This is a genomic window from Campylobacter showae, assembly GCF_900699785.1.
Classification (GTDB): domain Bacteria; phylum Campylobacterota; class Campylobacteria; order Campylobacterales; family Campylobacteraceae; genus Campylobacter_A; species Campylobacter_A showae_D.
Map to the genome: position 1 here is coordinate 1919519 of NZ_LR535679.1, position 16448 is coordinate 1935966.

The 16448-nt window shown below is 38.4% G+C and carries 14 protein-coding genes; 13 read left to right on the forward strand and 1 reads right to left on the reverse strand.

Features of this window, described 5'->3' with window-relative positions; all coding sequences use genetic code 11:
* Positions 1–351: 351 nt before the first annotated feature.
* Positions 352–2949, reverse strand: coding sequence for a hypothetical protein (locus E4V70_RS09445; RefSeq protein WP_122863533.1), 2598 nt, complete (start codon positions 2947–2949; stop codon positions 352–354).
* 174 nt (positions 2950–3123) lie between these two features.
* Between E4V70_RS09445 and groES the strand changes: the two genes are divergently transcribed.
* The 13 genes from groES to E4V70_RS09510 all read left to right on the forward strand — a co-directional run bounded on the left by groES (position 3124) and on the right by E4V70_RS09510 (position 16441).
* Positions 3124–3384 (forward strand): co-chaperone GroES, encoded by a 261-nt coding sequence (gene groES / locus E4V70_RS09450; protein WP_002946739.1) that lies wholly within the window; start codon positions 3124–3126, stop codon positions 3382–3384.
* A 21-nt stretch (positions 3385–3405) separates the two neighbouring features.
* Positions 3406–5040, forward strand: a complete 1635-nt coding sequence (gene groL / locus E4V70_RS09455) for a chaperonin GroEL (protein ID WP_122863534.1) — start codon at positions 3406–3408, stop codon at positions 5038–5040.
* 236 nt (positions 5041–5276) lie between these two features.
* Positions 5277–6419, forward strand: coding sequence for a non-hydrolyzing UDP-N-acetylglucosamine 2-epimerase (gene wecB / locus E4V70_RS09460; RefSeq protein ID WP_122863535.1), 1143 nt, complete (start codon positions 5277–5279; stop codon positions 6417–6419).
* Positions 6419–7615 carry a UDP-N-acetyl-D-mannosamine dehydrogenase gene (gene wecC / locus E4V70_RS09465; protein ID WP_122863536.1) on the forward strand — a complete coding sequence of 399 codons (1197 nt, stop codon included), beginning with the start codon at positions 6419–6421 and terminating at the stop codon, positions 7613–7615. Before wecB ends, wecC begins: the two co-directional genes overlap by 1 nt.
* Complete coding sequence (locus E4V70_RS09470) at positions 7612–8799, forward strand: UDP-N-acetylglucosamine 4,6-dehydratase (protein WP_122863537.1); 1188 nt, start codon at positions 7612–7614, stop codon at positions 8797–8799. The genes wecC and E4V70_RS09470 overlap by 4 nt, the downstream gene beginning before the upstream one ends.
* Position 8800: 1 nt before the next feature.
* Positions 8801–9937 (forward strand): LegC family aminotransferase, encoded by a 1137-nt coding sequence (locus tag E4V70_RS09475; protein WP_122863538.1) that lies wholly within the window; start codon positions 8801–8803, stop codon positions 9935–9937.
* Positions 9934–10560 carry an acetyltransferase gene (locus E4V70_RS09480; protein ID WP_122863539.1) on the forward strand — a complete coding sequence of 209 codons (627 nt, stop codon included), beginning with the start codon at positions 9934–9936 and terminating at the stop codon, positions 10558–10560. The genes E4V70_RS09475 and E4V70_RS09480 overlap by 4 nt, the downstream gene beginning before the upstream one ends.
* 247 nt (positions 10561–10807) lie before the next feature.
* The gene (locus tag E4V70_RS10815; protein WP_122863687.1) at positions 10808–12013 is read left to right on the forward strand and encodes a GNAT family N-acetyltransferase; all 1206 of its coding nucleotides are present in this window, start codon (positions 10808–10810) and stop codon (positions 12011–12013) included.
* Positions 12013–12672 carry a PIG-L deacetylase family protein gene (locus E4V70_RS09490; RefSeq protein ID WP_122863540.1) on the forward strand — a complete coding sequence of 220 codons (660 nt, stop codon included), beginning with the start codon at positions 12013–12015 and terminating at the stop codon, positions 12670–12672. The genes E4V70_RS10815 and E4V70_RS09490 overlap by 1 nt, the downstream gene beginning before the upstream one ends.
* Positions 12669–13571: a glycosyltransferase family protein gene (locus E4V70_RS09495; protein ID WP_122863541.1), complete on the forward strand. Its 903-nt coding sequence runs from the start codon at positions 12669–12671 to the stop codon at positions 13569–13571. Before E4V70_RS09490 ends, E4V70_RS09495 begins: the two co-directional genes overlap by 4 nt.
* 1 nt (position 13572) lies before the next feature.
* Positions 13573–14631: an N-acetylneuraminate synthase family protein gene (locus E4V70_RS09500; protein WP_122863542.1), complete on the forward strand. Its 1059-nt coding sequence runs from the start codon at positions 13573–13575 to the stop codon at positions 14629–14631.
* Positions 14632–14683: 52 nt separating this feature from the next.
* Complete coding sequence (locus E4V70_RS09505) at positions 14684–15706, forward strand: nucleotidyltransferase family protein (RefSeq protein ID WP_232037889.1); 1023 nt, start codon at positions 14684–14686, stop codon at positions 15704–15706.
* 21 nt (positions 15707–15727) lie between these two features.
* Positions 15728–16441: a cytidylyltransferase domain-containing protein gene (locus E4V70_RS09510; RefSeq protein ID WP_122863543.1), complete on the forward strand. Its 714-nt coding sequence runs from the start codon at positions 15728–15730 to the stop codon at positions 16439–16441.
* Positions 16442–16448: the final 7 nt, after the last annotated feature.

The following is a 16448-nucleotide window of genomic DNA, read 5'->3' on the forward strand; positions in this document are numbered from 1 at the left end:
GTTAAATTTGCCGCCGTTTCGCTCGGTAAAATCAAATTTGATCCGATTAAACGCCGAGCAGTTTAAATTTAACTGCGAAATAGTGTGTCAAATTTGACGTTAAGCTAAATTTTTCAGCCTCTAAATCCAAGCCGCAAATTTGAGTAGCAAAGTCCAAATTTGGCGACCGCAAAGCGGCTTTCAAATTTACCGCCCGGCAAATCGTAAATTTGATCGCCGAGCCGAGCGGTCAAATTTGGCTGAGTAGCCCAAATTTGACGCGCCGAGCAAACGGGTTCTGGCTTTAAATTTGCGAACTTATTTTGCTCAAATTCGGCGTCAAATTTACCGCCGCGCTTAGCTCAAATTTACCTAAAATAGCCCCTTTATAAGCCCTTTTATCGCATCTTTTTTGGCGTCTTTTTTTGCATCGCCCGTGGTGCCGTTTTCGTTGTCTTTGCCGAATTTCTTATCCAAAAATCTATCCAGCTCTTTGATCGCCTTGCCCTTTAGGTAGTCCGAGCCGATCGTGTATTTCGGGTTGTCGCTGGTACCCGTGACGGTGATGTCGATGTCGGTTTTTTCGTAGTTCATCTTGATCGGCACGTTTACGGCCTTGGTCGCCATGTCGTATTTGCCGCCGGTTACCGAAACGTGGCTTCTAGTTGCGTTCATATCGGCGTTAAAATCGATGAGGTTTTTGTTTATCGTGCCTTTTATTCTGCTGTTTTTATAGATTTCGCTCGTGATGTCGCGTCCCGTGAAGGTCCTTACCTGCTCGGTAAAATCGGTCTTTACGAGCCTGCCTTCGTCAACAATGACGTCAAATTTACCTTTTTGCGAGACGAGGTTGTAGTCCATCGTCATATCGCCGGTGCCGTCGTAGACGTGCGAGAGACCCAAAAAGTCGGTGAGGCCTTTTGCGGTGAAGCTTTTTAAATTTGCGTTTAGGATATCGTCTTTTAAGACTGCTTTAAGATCGCCGTTAAAGAGACGCGAATTTACGTTCGCGCTTAGCTTTTCGCCCGTTTTTGTCGCGTCGCCGATAACTAGCAAAGGTCCATAAAGAGGTCGTCCGACCAAAAACTCGATCTCTTTTAGCTCTCTTATGCTAAGCTCAAAGTCCGCTTTCGCCGAACCGCTTTCAAGCTCGTAGTCGCCTTTTAGATTTTTTAGCGCGATTAGGCTCTTGTTTGCGTTTGAGACAAGGTTTGCTACCGCGTCAAATTTAGCCTTGCCGCCGTTTATGGCGACGTCTGCATTGGCGTCGAATTTCGTGCCGCTTGGGAAGCGTTTATCCAGCTCCTTTGCTACGACGGCGCTGTTTACGATACCGTTTTTGACGTTAAATTTAGCCGTACCGCTGAGATTTTTCGGATCCAGTCCGTTTAGATTTACGGATCCGTCGATCACGGCGTCGGCGTAGTTTGGCAGCGCAGCCAGCGTAAATGCGTCTTTGAGCGAAAGCGCGCTTAAATTTGCCGTAAGTTTTTCGTTTTTGAGGATCGCATCTATCTTGCCGCCTAGCGCGTTTGCGTTTAGATCTAGCTCGCTAAGCGCGCCCTTTGCGAGTTTTGCCGCGCCTTTGACGTCCACTTTGCCCGATAGTTTTTTGCCGATTAGCTCTTCAAATTTGCCCAGATCGTCGATGCCCGCGTCAAATTTGACGTCCGCGTTTTTGTCGTCCAGTCTGTAAACGCCGCTTAGACTCTTTAGTTTTAAAAGTTCGGAGTTTAGCGAGGCGTTAAATTTAGCTTTCGAGCTCGCCACGTCGGCGTTTGCGTTTAGTTCAAAGGCTAGAGGTTTGCTTAAATTTATCTCCTTTGCGACCTGTTTTAGCTCGGCCGGATTTAGCCGCGCGTTTTTAGTGGCGAGCTTGACCGAGCCCGAGATATTTTGCGTGTTGTGCACGTCGTTTAGCACCGCTTCGCCGCTGATCGTTCCGCCGACAAATGCCGGGAAAGCGGCGATTTTAACTAGTTCGTCAAGCTTTAGCGAGCTGATTTTGGCTATGAGTTTGCCGCCGTTTAGCACCGCATCGACGTTACCGCCGAATCCCTCGATCTTGACATCGAAGTTTTTTAGCTCGCCGGCGGTGGCGATGATGTTGCCGTTTGCTTTAAACGCGCCGCTAAGCTTTTGCCCCACGACGGGCTCAAATTTAGCCAGATCGTCCACGATGAGTTTGACGTCGCTGCTTAGGGTTTTTGAGTTTGGATCGTAGATCGTCTTGTCGCTGCCGATCGTCGCTAGCGGCGTGATCACCGCGCTTTTGGCGTTTACGATACCGTCTTTAACATCGGCTACGATTTTGCCGTTTGCGGCGAAATTTGACGGCAGGGTGATGTTAAAATCCTTTGCGATTAGCGCGTTATCTGTTTTGATGTCCAAGATATCGATATTTGCGGTGCCGTTTGGCTTGCCGCCGCTTTCTACTATATTTGCTACGGCGGAGATCTTACCGTGCGCGTAGATAGGCTGGCCGGCTAGCGCTAGAGCTTTTTCGACCTGTAAATTTTTAGCGTCGAGCTTTAAAGAAAGCGGCTTGTAGTCCTTTAAATTTGCGTCGAAGCTTACGTTTGAGCCTAGCATTTGGCCTACTCCGCTAGCGGTGAAATCGCTAAATTTGCCCTTTGCGATGCCCGAGATTTTCATAGCTTCGTTTAGCTTGACGCCCAGGCTTTTTAGATCGCTAACGGCGACGTCGTATTTTAGGTCGAGGCTTTGCGAGAAAATCGAAAGCCCGCCGTTTACGTTAGCTACGATCTCGCCGTTTACGTTAGCTACGATATCTACGCTCGTCGGACGGATCTGAAATTTGTCAAATTTGACGTCAAATCCACTTTTTTCTTTGATCAAATTTTGGGCATACGGCTTAACTAAACCGTTACCAAAATCCGTAAAGGCCGCAACGTAAACCGCGATAAGCAAAGCAAAAACCAGTCCGAGCAGAGCGCCTAAAATTTTCATCGTCTATCCTTTTAGATTTAGTTTAATTTTATTATGAAACTTGAGCCGATTATACTAAGACTTGTTAAGAATTTTAGCTAAATCATTGACAAATTCTAAAAATTTGACTATAATTTCATCACTCAGAACAAAAGAGTGCTAAAAAAGTAAAAATCAAACCATAAAGGATGAATCATGAATTTTCAACCGTTAGGCAAACGAGTCTTAGTCGAGCGTCTTGAGGACGTCAAAACGACCGCTTCGGGCATCATTATACCCGATAATGCAAAAGAAAAACCTTTAAGCGGCAAGGTTTTGGCGGTATCAAGCGAGGTAGAAGGCGTGAGTGTGGGCGATAGCGTAGTTTTCGCAAAATACGGCGGCACCGAGGTCGTGCTTGATGGTAAAACATATTTGGTTCTAAAAATCGAAGATGTTTTGGGCGTTTTAAAATAATCTAAATTTAAAGGGAAAAAGATGGCAAAAGAGATATTTTTTTCAGACGAGGCTAGAAATAGACTATATGAAGGCGTTAGAAAATTAAACGACGCGGTAAAAGTAACGATGGGGCCTCGCGGCAGAAACGTGCTAGTGCAAAAGAGCTTCGGCGCTCCTGCGATCACCAAAGACGGCGTGAGCGTAGCTAAAGAGGTCGAGCTAAAAGACGCTCTAGAAAACATGGGCGCAGGCCTAGTAAAAGAGGTCGCTAGCAAAACAAACGACGAGGCTGGCGACGGTACGACTACAGCTACGGTTTTGGCGCACTCTATCTTTAAAGAGGGCTTAAGAAATATCACCGCAGGCGCAAATCCGGTCGAGGTAAAACGCGGTATGGATAAGCAAGCCGCAGCTATAATCGCCGAGCTAAAAAGCCTATCGCGCAAAGTAACCGATAAAAAAGAGATCGCGCAAGTAGCCACTATCTCGGCAAATTCTGACTCTGCTATCGGCGGACTGATCGCTGACGCGATGGAAAAAGTCGGCAAAGACGGCGTCATTACCGTCGAGGAAGCAAAATCTATCCACGACGAGCTAAACGTGGTCGAGGGTATGCAGTTTGACCGCGGATATCTAAGCCCGTACTTCATCACAAACGCCGAAAAGATGCAGGTCGAGCTAAGCAATCCGTTCATATTGCTATTTGACAAGAAGATTACAAATTTAAAAGACCTACTACCTGTGCTCGAGCAGATTCAAAAAACAGGCAAACCGCTACTAATCATCGCTGAAGATATCGAGGGCGAGGCGCTTGCAACGTTAGTAGTAAACAAGCTTCGCGGCGTACTAAACATCTCTGCGGTTAAGGCTCCAGGCTTTGGCGACCGCAGAAAAGCGATGCTTGAGGATATCGCGATATTAACAGGCGGCGAAGTAGTGAGCGAAGAGCTAGGAAGAACGCTAGAAAGCGCGACTCTAAGCGACCTGGGTCAAGCTTCAAGCGTCATCATCGACAAGGATAATACGACTATCGTAAACGGTGCAGGCGAGAAATCGGCAATCGACGCTAGAATCATCCAGATAAAAGCTCAAATCGCGGAAACTACTAGCGACTACGATAAAGAAAAACTACAAGAACGCCTAGCTAAGCTAAGCGGCGGCGTAGCGGTTATCAAGGTGGGCGCTGCTACCGAGACTGAGATGAAAGAGAAAAAAGACCGCGTGGACGACGCTCTAAGCGCGACTAAAGCGGCCGTAGAGGAGGGCATCGTGATCGGCGGCGGCGCTGCGTTTATCAAAGCGAGCGCAAAAGTGGATCTACAACTAAGCGGCGACGAAGCTATCGGCGCAGATATCGTAAGACGTGCCCTAACCGCTCCGCTACGCCAGATCGCTGAAAATGCGGGATTTGACGCGGGCGTAGTAGCAAACTCCGTAAGCGTGAGCAAAGATGATAACTACGGCTTCAACGCGGCTACGGGCGAGTATGTGGATATGTTTAAAGCCGGCATCATCGACCCGGTCAAGGTCGAGCGCGTGGCTCTACAAAACGCGGTTAGCGTGGCGAGCCTGCTTCTAACCACGGAAGCTACCATAAGCGAGCTAAAAGAGGATAAACCGATGCCTGCGATGCCTGATATGGGCGGCATGGGCGGTATGGGCGGAATGATGTAATACGCCTTTATCTGCGGAGGGCTTCGGCTTTCCGCAGGTTTTCTTCTAAATTTCTTACTTTCTAGCCAAATCTCGCACAAAATTCATAAATCAAAAATTATTTGAGACTAATTCGTATTTAATTGAATTTTTTATAAAATATCCAAATTTTTAGCAAAACAATTTGGGTCTTGGCTATAGAATAATATGTTTGCTTTTGAAACTTCAATTATAGGATTGGTTATTCTTTGGATACTATGAAAAAAATACTTATCGTTTTCGGTACTCGTCCAGAAGCTATCAAAATGGCTCCTTTAGTAAAAGAGTTTAAAAAATGTCAGGAATTTGACGTTAAGGTCTGTGTTACGGCTCAGCATAGACAAATGCTTGATCAGGTGTTAGAGATATTTGAGATAGTGCCTGATTATGATTTGGATATTATGCAAGCGGGGCAGGATCTGTACGATCTGACGTCTAGGATTTTGCTAAAAATGCGAGATGTTTTAGATAATTTTAAGCCCAATATAGTCTTTGTGCACGGAGATACTACGACTGCTAGCATTACGTCTTTGGCTGCTTTTTATAAGCAGATTAAGGTGGCTCACGTTGAGGCCGGGCTAAGGACCGGAGATATTTATTCGCCGTTTCCGGAGGAGATAAATAGGCAACTAGTCGGCATAATCGCAAACTATCACTTTGCTCCTACAAATTTATCAAAAGAAAATCTTATAAAAGAAAATAAGAGCCCAAAAAATATCGTAGTAACAGGAAACACCGTCATCGATGCTTTGTTTTTACTGCTTAAAACTATCGAGCAAAACGTAAATCTAAAAGATAAAATTTTAGCCTCTCTTAACTCAAAATTTAACTTAGATTTTGATAGAAAAATCATACTCGTAACCGGACATAGGAGAGAAAATTTTGGCGCTGGCTTTATAAATATCTGCGAAGCCTTAAAATCTTTAGCTGCTAAAAATCCGGACGTTGATATAGTTTATCCCGTGCATCTTAATCCAAACGTGCAAGAGCCTGTAAAAAATATTTTATCAAATATAAAAAATGTCTATCTCATTTCGCCGCTTGAGTACGATGAGTTTGTCTATTTGATGAGTAAATCATATTTTATCATCACTGATAGCGGCGGCATACAAGAGGAGGCGCCTAGTCTAGGCAAACCCGTGCTTGTAATGAGAAATACTACCGAAAGGCCTGAAGCTATCGAGGCCGGCTCGGTTAGGCTCGTTGGCGTTGATAAGGAAAATATAGTATCGCAAGCTCAAATTTTGCTTGATAATGGTATAATTTACCAAGAAATGTCTAAGGCGCGAAGTCCGTATGGAGATGGAGATGCATGCGCTAAAATAGTAGAATTTATAAAAAATTTAAGATCGGAGCGATAATGAGGCAAAAAGTTTGCGTGATCGGACTTGGATACATCGGCCTGCCGACGGCTGCGCTTTTAGCAAATAAAGGCTACAAAGTGCACGGAGTGGATGTCGTAAAAAGCACCGTAGACACGATAAATCAAGGCAAGATACATATAGTTGAACCCGAGCTTGACGTTTTTGTAAAAGGCGCTATAAATAGCGGAAATTTAAGAGCGGACATAAAGCCCGATTTTGCCGATATTTTTATCATAGCCGTTCCGACTCCGTTTCGTGATGGTTTTGTGCCAAATTTGGATTATGTTTCAAGCGCTACGGCATCAATAGCGCCGTACGTAAAAAATGAAAATATAGTAATTTTAGAATCCACATCTCCTGTGGGTACGACGGAGATGGTGGAAAAAATCCTCAAAGAAAACGGCGTAGATACGAGTAAAATTTATATAGCTCACTGCCCCGAAAGAGTTTTGCCCGGCAAGATAATGAAAGAACTTGTGCAAAATGATAGGGTCGTGGGCGGCCTTAGCAAGGAGGCTGCGGATAAGACGGCAGAGTTTTATAAAACATTTGTAGAAGGAGAAATTTTACAAACCGACGCGAAAACTGCAGAGATGGCAAAGCTTACGGAAAATTCTTTTCGCGACGTAAATATAGCATTTGCAAACGAGCTTAGTATTTTGTGCGACAAATTTGACATTAACGTCTGGGAGCTCATACGGTTAGCAAATCGTCATCCGCGAGTTAATATTTTAAATCCGGGCGCCGGTGTGGGAGGGCACTGTATAGCCGTCGATCCATGGTTTATTGTCTATGCGGGCGGCGATGATGCGAAGCTCATAAAAACAGCCAGGCAAGTAAATACGCACAAAAGCGAATGGGCTATAGAAAAGATAAAAAATGCCGCTTTGAAATTTGAATTAAAAAATAGTAGAAAGCCAAAAGTAGCATGCATGGGGCTTGCTTTTAAGCCAGACATCGACGATTTGCGAGAGTCGCCTGCGCTAAATATAACCAAATACTTGATCGCGGAAGGTGTCGACGTGATTGCCGTGGAGCCAAACATTAAGACTCACAAAGATTTTGAGATCGTTGACTACAAAAAGGCTATTGAAATTTCTGATATTATCGTGTTTTTAGTCGGACATAAGGAATTTAAAGGGCTAAAAATTGAAAAAGAAGTTTTGGATTTTTGCGGAGTTTTTAAGCAATGAGCATTTTAAATTTAATAGGGCGCACAAACGAGCTTTTCTATGCCGATATTAAAAAATTTGAAAATGAATTGTTAAATAAAGTTTCAAATTCTACCTTCCTGGTTATAGGCGGAGCCGGCAGTATCGGCCAGGCTGTAATAAAAGAAATATTTAAAAGAAATCCTAAAAAGCTTCACATCGTCGATATTTCCGAAAATAACATGGTTGAATTGGTTAGAGATATTAGGAGTAGTTTTGGGTATATAGACGGTGATTTTAAAACATTTGCTCTTGATATCGGAAGCGATGAATACGACGCTTTTATAAAATCCGATGGGAAATATGATTATATATTAAATTTGTCGGCCTTAAAGCATGTAAGAAGCGAAAAAGATCCATTTACTCTTATGCGTATGTGCGAAACAAATATTTTCAACACCGATAAGACGTTAATGCAGGCAATAGAAAACGGTACGAAAAAATATTTTTGCGTAAGTACGGATAAGGCCGCAAATCCGGTAAATATGATGGGCGCAAGCAAGAGAATTATGGAGATGTTTGTGATGAGAAAATCAAAACAAATCGATGTCTCTATGGCAAGATTTGCTAACGTAGCCTTTAGTGACGGTTCGCTACTTCATGGGTTTAATAAAAGGATCGAAAAAAACCAGCCCATTGTAGCGCCAAATGATGTGAAAAGATATTTCGTAACACCGCAAGAAAGCGGAGAACTTTGTTTGATGTCTTGTATATTTGGCGAAAATAGAGATATTTTCTTTCCGAAGCTAAGCGAAAATTTGCATCTCATAACTTTTTCAGAGATAGCCGTTAAATATTTGGAAAATTTAGGATATGAGCCGTATTTGTGCAAGGATGAAGACGAGGCGAGAGAGCTGGCCAAGACTTTACCTAAAACAGGTAAGTATCCATGCTTATTTACTGCTAGCGACACGACCGGCGAGAAGGATTTTGAAGAGTTTTTTACCGATAAAGAAATTTTAGATATGGATAAATTTGAAAGTATAGGTATCATAAAAAACGACCCGCTATACGACGAAGACCTTTTAAATAGCTTCGAATCAACTATTAAAAAGTACAAGCAGAATTTGTCTTGGACAAAAGATGATATCGTGAGAGAATTTTTTAAACTAATCCCTGACTTTGGATACAAAGATACCGGTAAATACCTAGACGGAAAGATGTAGTATGCAAGAGATAATAGACTTTATAAGAAAAATATTTAATACCGATAAATTTATACCGCTTCACGAGCCTAGATTTATAGGTAATGAAAAAAAATACCTAAATGACTGCATAGACTCTACTTTTGTATCAAGCGTAGGGCAGTATGTAGATAGATTTGAGAAGGATTTTGCAAAAATAGTCGGTAGCAAATACGCCGTGGCTACCGTAAACGGTACGTCTGCACTTCACATATCTTTGATCTTGGTGGGCGTAAAAAGTGATGACGAGGTTATAACTCAACCGATTACGTTTGTGGCAACTTGCAATGCGATATCCTACATAGGTGCAACGCCTGTATTTGTGGATGTAGATTTGGATACTATGGGGCTTAGTCCGCAAGCTTTGAAAAATTTTCTAGAGGCAAATTGCGAAATCATAGATAATAAGTGCATAAATAAGACTACGAGCAGACAGGTGAAAGCCTGCGTTCCGATGCACACTTTCGGCCATCCTTGCAAAATAGACGAAATAAAAGAAATTTGCGATGCGTGGCATATAGTATTGGTGGAGGATGCAGCAGAGAGTCTTGGCAGTTATTACAAAGGTAAGCATACCGGGACTTTTGGAAAAGTCGGAGCTTTTTCTTTTAACGGCAATAAAATAGTTACGAGCGGAGGCGGCGGAGCAATAGTAACCGATGATGAAAATTTATCTAAAAGAGCAAAGCATATTACCACTACTGCCAAAATACCACACGCTTACGAATACGTGCATGATGAAGCGGCGTATAACTATCGCCTTCCAAATTTAAACGCTGCCTTGCTTGTGGCTCAGCTTGAGCAACTCGATAAATTTTTAGTATCAAAAAGAGATTTGGCTGATAAATATAAAGAATTCTTTGCTAATAGAAATATAAAATTTATAGAAGAGCCAAAAAATGCGAAATCAAATTACTGGCTGCAAACCATTATTTTTGATGATGTTAGGCAAAGAGATGATTTTTTGGAATTTTCAAATAAAAACGGCGTGATGACAAGACCGATTTGGCGCTTAATGAATGAGCTTGATATGTATAGAAATTGTCAGAAGGCAAATTTGGAAAACGCAAAATTTTTAGAGCAAAGAGTTGTGAATATTCCAAGTTCGGTGATACTATGAGAGAAAAGATAGTTCTAATCGGCGGCGGCGGTCACTGCAAAAGCGTGATAGACGTGGTAGAACAAGAAAACAAATACGAGATAATAGGTATTATAGACACAAAAGAAAATATCGGTAAAAGGGTTTTAGGCTATCAAATTATCGGTTGCGATAATGACTTGAGTGAAGTTTTTAAAATTTGCAAAAATGCGGTCATCTCTGTTGGTCACATAAAATCAAATGCTTTAAGAGTAAGTCTTTTTGAGAAATCAAAAAAAATAGGTTTTAATATGCCCACTATCATATCTCCCCTAGCTTATGTATCAAGATATTCTAAGATAGGGGAAGGGAGTGTAGTTTTTCACCATGCGCTTATAAATTCAAATGTTGAAGTAGGAAAAAATTGCATAATTAATACAAAAGCACTAATAGAGCATGATAGTATTATAGGGGATAATTGCCATATTTCGACTGCAAGCGTGATAAACGGCGGAGTAGTGGTAAAGGAAAATACGTTTTTTGGAAGTAATGCAATAAGTAAAGAGAATATCGAAATAGGTGAAAATTGTATAATAGGAGGAGGTGCTAGTGTAATGAAAAGCCTGCTGAGTAACATGATGGTAAAAAGATTTATACAGCAATAATTCAGTAATAAAATTATATATGATTTTGTTTGGAAGTGATGCAACTTTTATCTATTTGTTAAATGTGATGAGAATTTCATGAAACGCATGGTATATATTGCAACTAGCGTTATTGTTTACCAAATAGATCATTAAAATTTGTAGAAATATTTGGTCTGCTTATAACAAAAAGCATTGGAACTGGAGGGGTTATATTGAAAGTCCAGTCATTAAATTTGCAAAGTAGAATATTGAGAGGAGAGGCTAAGTGTCTATTTTTTTAAATTCAATCCCAATTGAAGAGATTAAAATCGGTATGAAAGCTAGCTATTCTCAAACTATTACAGATGCCGACATCAAAGCGTTCGCAGGTATTAGCGGGGATAGAAACCCAGTGCATTTAGATGAAAACTACGCTAGACAGTCGAGATTTAAAAATAGAATAGCGCACGGCATGTTTACTGCTTCTTTTTTTTCGGCTATTTTTGGCACCAAAATTCCTGGAGAAGGGTGTGTATATACTCACCAATCGTTAAATTTTAAAAAGCCAGTATATATAAATGATACAGTTGTTGCTAGTATTGAAGTTGTAAATATAGACTTAAATAGCAGAAGAGTAAAATTTAAAACAGTATGTGCTGTTGATGACAATATAGTTACTGATGGTGAAGCTGAAATTTATATTCCTATGAGGTTTAGAAAAATTTTAATAAACGATAAAAATGAACTTTTAAAATTTAAGGAGCAAATTTTTACACTTTTTAAAAGTAGTTTTGATAGGGAGATGGATGAGGGGCTTTGGAGGTGGGCATATATAGATAATCCCAATGGCAATCCCCTTGTTTCTTTGTATTTTGATAAAGAAAGGTTGGTTGGGCATTATGCTGTTATCCCAACTGCTTTTAAATACAAAAATGAACAAATTAAAGCCATGTTGTCAATGACAACTATGGTTGATGTGTCTTATAGAAAGTATAGCGTTTTTATAGATCAATCCAGCGAAGTATATACTAGGGCACATGAGCTTGGCTATAAGCTGGTTTATGGCTTTCCAAATAAGAAGTCTGCCCCTGGATTTAAAAAGAGGCTAGGATGGGTACTTGATGAAAATCTATGCATAGCGAATTTGGATTATGGACAACTTATGAATTTAAATCACAAAAAAGATAATCTTGCTTATTTCGATATAGAGGATAAGAAAAATTTAGAATGGCGTTTGTCTAAACCGTCGCAAAATTATTTTTATAATGGCAAGAATATACTTAAAAAATTTAATGATGAATGTGATGTGGTGTTTGCTGATGGTGATTTTGTGCAGTTGGATAAAGATAAAAGATATAATATCCTAATTGATACTAAAATTTGTTCACCAGCAAACCACGGGAGCGAATATTGTTTTGGATATAAAATCTTGGATGATTCTTTGAGTAATATAGTATTCAAAAAAGATCTTTTAATGTCGGATGTGTTTTAATGGGTAATAAAGTCTTAATAGTGGCTGTTCATCCAGATGATGAAACGTTGGGTTGTGGCGGAACATTACTCAAACACAAGGCTGATGGCGATGAGATATATTGGCTTATTTGTACGGATATTGATAAAACCCATAATTATTATGAAACAAGACAAGATGAAATAAAAATCGTTGGGCAGCTTTATGGTTTTGAAACGATTTATAATCTTGATTTAAAAACAATGAGAGTCGATGAGTACTCCATAAGTGAACTAATTCATAAAATATCAAGTATCATTTGTGATGTTAAGCCTAGTGTGATATATCTTCCGTTTAAAAGTGACGTACATAGTGATCATAGGAAAATATTTGAAGCGGCCTATAGTTGTACAAAGTCCTTCAGGTATCCATTTATTAAAAAAATATATATGATGGAGACTTTAAGCGAAACCGAATTTGCCCCTAGCACCAAGGAAGATGGTTTTATCCCGAATGTATTTGTAGATATTACTAAATACTTTGAAAAAAAAATAGAAATTATGAAAAAATTTAAAAGCGAAGTCGCGGAGCATCCTTTTCCAAGAAGTGAAAGAAATTTGAGATCTTTGGCGACTTTAAGAGGGGCTGCTGCCGGATGTGAATATGCAGAAAGTTTTGTGCTCTTAAAAGAGATACAATGAATAGAATTTTATATAGCACAGTTGTATATCCCTGTGATGATTTTGATTTATTTATAAAAGATTATTTGGCGTCTGTATTTAATCAAACAAATCAAACCTTTGACCTGCTTTTAATTTTAGATAATGTAGAGCCTGAAAAGGTTGAGACATATCTTTCTGAGTATAATACTGGCGGCAAAGATGTATTTATTCGAAAATTTAGGGAACATACTCCAATAGAGCTAAGAAAAAAACAAATTGATTTAGCATACGAGTTAAATTTTGATATTTTAGTTCTTTCTGATTTTGACGAAAATGTTGCCATTAATAGAGTTGAAGAGATTGTGAAAAATATTAATGGATATGCATTTGCTTTTAATGATTTTTATGTTGTGGATCATAATTTAAAAAAGGCTAGCAAAGCAAGTTTTTTTGCAACAAGAGATATACCTAAAGAAGTCGTTAGTTATAAAGATATTTTGGAATTTAATTTTATAGGTCTTGGAAGTATTGCTCTTAATTTAAATCGGTTTAATTATAGTAATTTAAAATTTCCAAAAGAAATCAAGGCGCTTGATTGGTATATTGCCACGATGGTTTTATTAAGTGGCTGCAAAGGGGTTGCGCTATATAATACATATGCAAATTACAGACAACATAAAAATTCATTTGTAGGATTCGATTTTAAACTAAATGAGGAAAAACTATATAAGGGAATAGATGTAAAATTGGCACATTATTATGCCTTAATTGGATATCATGAAATATTTGCGAATTTATATTACGATATGGTTGAGCTAAAGAGGTATATTCAAAATATCGGAATTAGCGAGTACATTAATTTGGTTAATACAAAATTTGATACAAGTAAGTTTTGTTGGTGGGAAAATATTAAAACAAAAAGAGAGTTGGGAATATAATATGATAATAAAAGAACTAAATAGGCCGTATATAATAGCCGAAATAGGATGTAATCATAATGGGGATACTGATGTGGGCATAAAAATGATAAAAGCTGCAAAAGATTGTGGCGCAGATGCTGTAAAATTTCAATATTTTACAAAAGATAATTTATTTACAAATGACTATTTAGATGAATTGGATTCCGGTAGTGTTAAACTAGAAAATGTTGATAAATGGGAAGATAAAGAGCTTGGATTAACCAATATAAGAGATCAAATTAATGCATTTACAAACGACGAAAAGCAATTATTGATTTTTAAAAATTATTGTGATGAAATAGGTATAGATTTTGGATGTACCCCCGTAGACAACGATGGCGTTAAATTCTTATCAAGTATAAAAAGTGATTTTGTAAAAATATCGTCAATGGATGCAAATAATTTAGAAATAATAGAGGCTTGTATTGATGTAAATTTACCAATAATTATTTCTACCGGAATGGCAACGCTGCAAGATATAGATAAAATTTATAACCTTTTTGTGCAACAAAAGTATACAAATTTTTCAATACTACACTGTGTTTCAATATATCCTCCGAGAGATGAAATTGTAAATTTAAATTTTATAGACACCCTAAAGCAAATATATGATTGCGAAATAGGTTACTCCGATCACTCGCTTGGCTTTTCGCTGCCGATTGCGGCAATAGCAAAAGGTTGCAAAATAATAGAAAAGCACTTTACATTAGATAAAAATATGCCAGGATGGGATCATAAGGTTTCGGCAGACGAAAATGACTTAAGGATTATTTGCAGGGAAGGAAATAAAGTATTTAGGTCTCTTGGAAGTAAGTATAAAATCTTATCAGAAGACGAAAAGGAAAAAAGAAAAAAATTTAGAAGAAGTATGGTTGCCAGGTATGATTTAAAAAGAGGGCATGTGTTGACAAAAGAGGATTTTGTTTATAAAAGACCTGGGACTGGAATATCTCCAGACGAAGCAACGTTTTTTATAGGGAAAAAAATTACTAAAGATATAGAAAAGGATAAAACTATATTCCGGAGTGATTTTGCATAATAAAAAATAAAATAAAGTATAGTTATATTTTGGCGATGAAAGATGTAGTGTGATGATTTTTAAAAAGTATTGTTATAAGATATCGAGCCTTAAGATCCTAGACGATTTACTTATTGCTCTAGAGCAAACAGGTGTTGGCTCATTGGTTATAGTGGATGATGATTTTAAGCTGGTAGGGCTTGTTACCGATGGCGATATAAGAAGGGCTATTTTAAAAAAAGAAACAAGCATAGAAGCTATTATTAATACAAAACCAGAAGTTTGGCTAGATACACAAGCTAGGCAATCTGGGGTAAATTATATGAAAAAAATTCATAGGAATATTTTGCCTATAGTTAATAAAAATAGGATTGTGGTTGATGTTCTTTGTTTGGATGAAATTAATTTTACTAATATTGATAGCCCGGTTGTTATAATGGCTGGAGGGTTAGGCACAAGACTTTATCCGTTAACAAAAGAAACTCCAAAACCAATGCTTTTGGTAAACGGTAAGCCGATTTTGGAGAGAATTATTGACAGATTAATGGCTCAAGGATTCAGAAATTTTTATATATCTATTAATTATTTGGGCGAACAAATAAAAAATTATTTTAAAGATGGATCTAGTTGGGGCGCTTCAATACGGTATATAGAAGAGTCAAAGAGACTGGGCACAGCAGGCGCATTGTTCAAATTAAAAAATAATATTAGTGAGCCTTTTGTGATTATGAATGGAGATATTGTAACAGATTTAGATTTTAGAAATTTCTTGGAGTTCCATAAAAATACCGGCAGTGTGTCTACTATGTGTCTATATAAGCAGTCATATCAAATCCCTTTCGGCGTAGTGGAGTTTGATGATGGTCTTAATATGGTTAGGATAAACGAAAAGCCAAACAATGAGTATTATGTAAGTATGGGTATATATGCCGTTTCTCCTGAAGCACTTGAGTATGTTCCCGAAAATGAGTACTACGATATGCCAACCTTGTTTCAAAATTTAATTGATAATAATAAGAAAATAAAAGTATTCGTATTTGATGGCTTATGGAATGATATTGGCAGGATTGAGGATTATAGGTCTGTTAATCTATAAATAAAGCTATAGTGGGATTAAATGAAAACAGCAATTATTTTACAAGCAAGAATGGGTTCCTCGAGAAGACCGTATAAAATATCGGCTTTGTTCGACAGCAAACCTTTGTTGTATTGGCAGATTAAAAGGTTGCAACTTAATAAAAGTGTTGGTGATATTATAGTCGCAACGACTGACGAAAGTCTAGATGACTCCACAGAGTTTATGGCCAAACAAGCTGATGCAAAAGTATTCAGAGGCAATTGTTGTGATGTAATGAAGAGATATATTGATGCTGCCGAATATTACAATATATCAAATATTATTAGAGTGTGTGGAGATGATCCTTTGGTGGATCCTGAGTGCATAGAAATGCTCTCGAATGAAATAAAATTTGATAATAATAAAATCATAACGGCAAGTCACAATAATGGCTGGTTGCTTGGAACTTCTGCTGAAGCATTTTCTTTAGAAAATTTAAAAAAATCTTATACGGTAGCTTCTATTGAAGAAAAAGAGCATGTGGTCCTAAATTTTTATAGGAATACCGATAGATTTAGTTTGATTAAAATTAAGCCTTTATATTTTTATCAAAATTTATCTTTTACGGTTGATTACCAAGAAGATATAGATAATGTCATAGATGTTCTTAGGTATTTTGGTGGGATAAATTTTTCACAAAAACAATTTATTGATGATTTAAAAAATAATAAAATAAAATTATCTCATTTTAGACAAGATAAGTATAGCATATGAAAGGATT

Excerpts from the sequence above, each read along its gene's own strand:
- E4V70_RS09470 (WP_122863537.1), top strand. The coding sequence starts at position 7,612 with ATGAGCATTTTAAATTTAATAGGGCGCACAAACGAGCTTTTCTATGCC.
- E4V70_RS09490 (WP_122863540.1), top strand. The coding sequence starts at position 12,013 with ATGGGTAATAAAGTCTTAATAGTGGCTGTTCATCCAGATGATGAAACG.
- E4V70_RS09475 (WP_122863538.1), top strand. The coding sequence starts at position 8,801 with ATGCAAGAGATAATAGACTTTATAAGAAAAATATTTAATACCGATAAA.
- E4V70_RS09445 (WP_122863533.1), bottom strand. The coding sequence starts at position 2,949 with ATGAAAATTTTAGGCGCTCTGCTCGGACTGGTTTTTGCTTTGCTTATC.
- E4V70_RS09495 (WP_122863541.1), top strand. The coding sequence starts at position 12,669 with ATGAATAGAATTTTATATAGCACAGTTGTATATCCCTGTGATGATTTT.
- E4V70_RS09480 (WP_122863539.1), top strand. The coding sequence starts at position 9,934 with ATGAGAGAAAAGATAGTTCTAATCGGCGGCGGCGGTCACTGCAAAAGC.
- groES (WP_002946739.1), top strand. The coding sequence starts at position 3,124 with ATGAATTTTCAACCGTTAGGCAAACGAGTCTTAGTCGAGCGTCTTGAG.
- wecC (WP_122863536.1), top strand. The coding sequence starts at position 6,419 with ATGAGGCAAAAAGTTTGCGTGATCGGACTTGGATACATCGGCCTGCCG.
- E4V70_RS09500 (WP_122863542.1), top strand. The coding sequence starts at position 13,573 with ATGATAATAAAAGAACTAAATAGGCCGTATATAATAGCCGAAATAGGA.
- E4V70_RS09510 (WP_122863543.1), top strand. The coding sequence starts at position 15,728 with ATGAAAACAGCAATTATTTTACAAGCAAGAATGGGTTCCTCGAGAAGA.
- wecB (WP_122863535.1), top strand. The coding sequence starts at position 5,277 with ATGAAAAAAATACTTATCGTTTTCGGTACTCGTCCAGAAGCTATCAAA.
- E4V70_RS09505 (WP_232037889.1), top strand. The coding sequence starts at position 14,684 with ATGATTTTTAAAAAGTATTGTTATAAGATATCGAGCCTTAAGATCCTA.
- groL (WP_122863534.1), top strand. The coding sequence starts at position 3,406 with ATGGCAAAAGAGATATTTTTTTCAGACGAGGCTAGAAATAGACTATAT.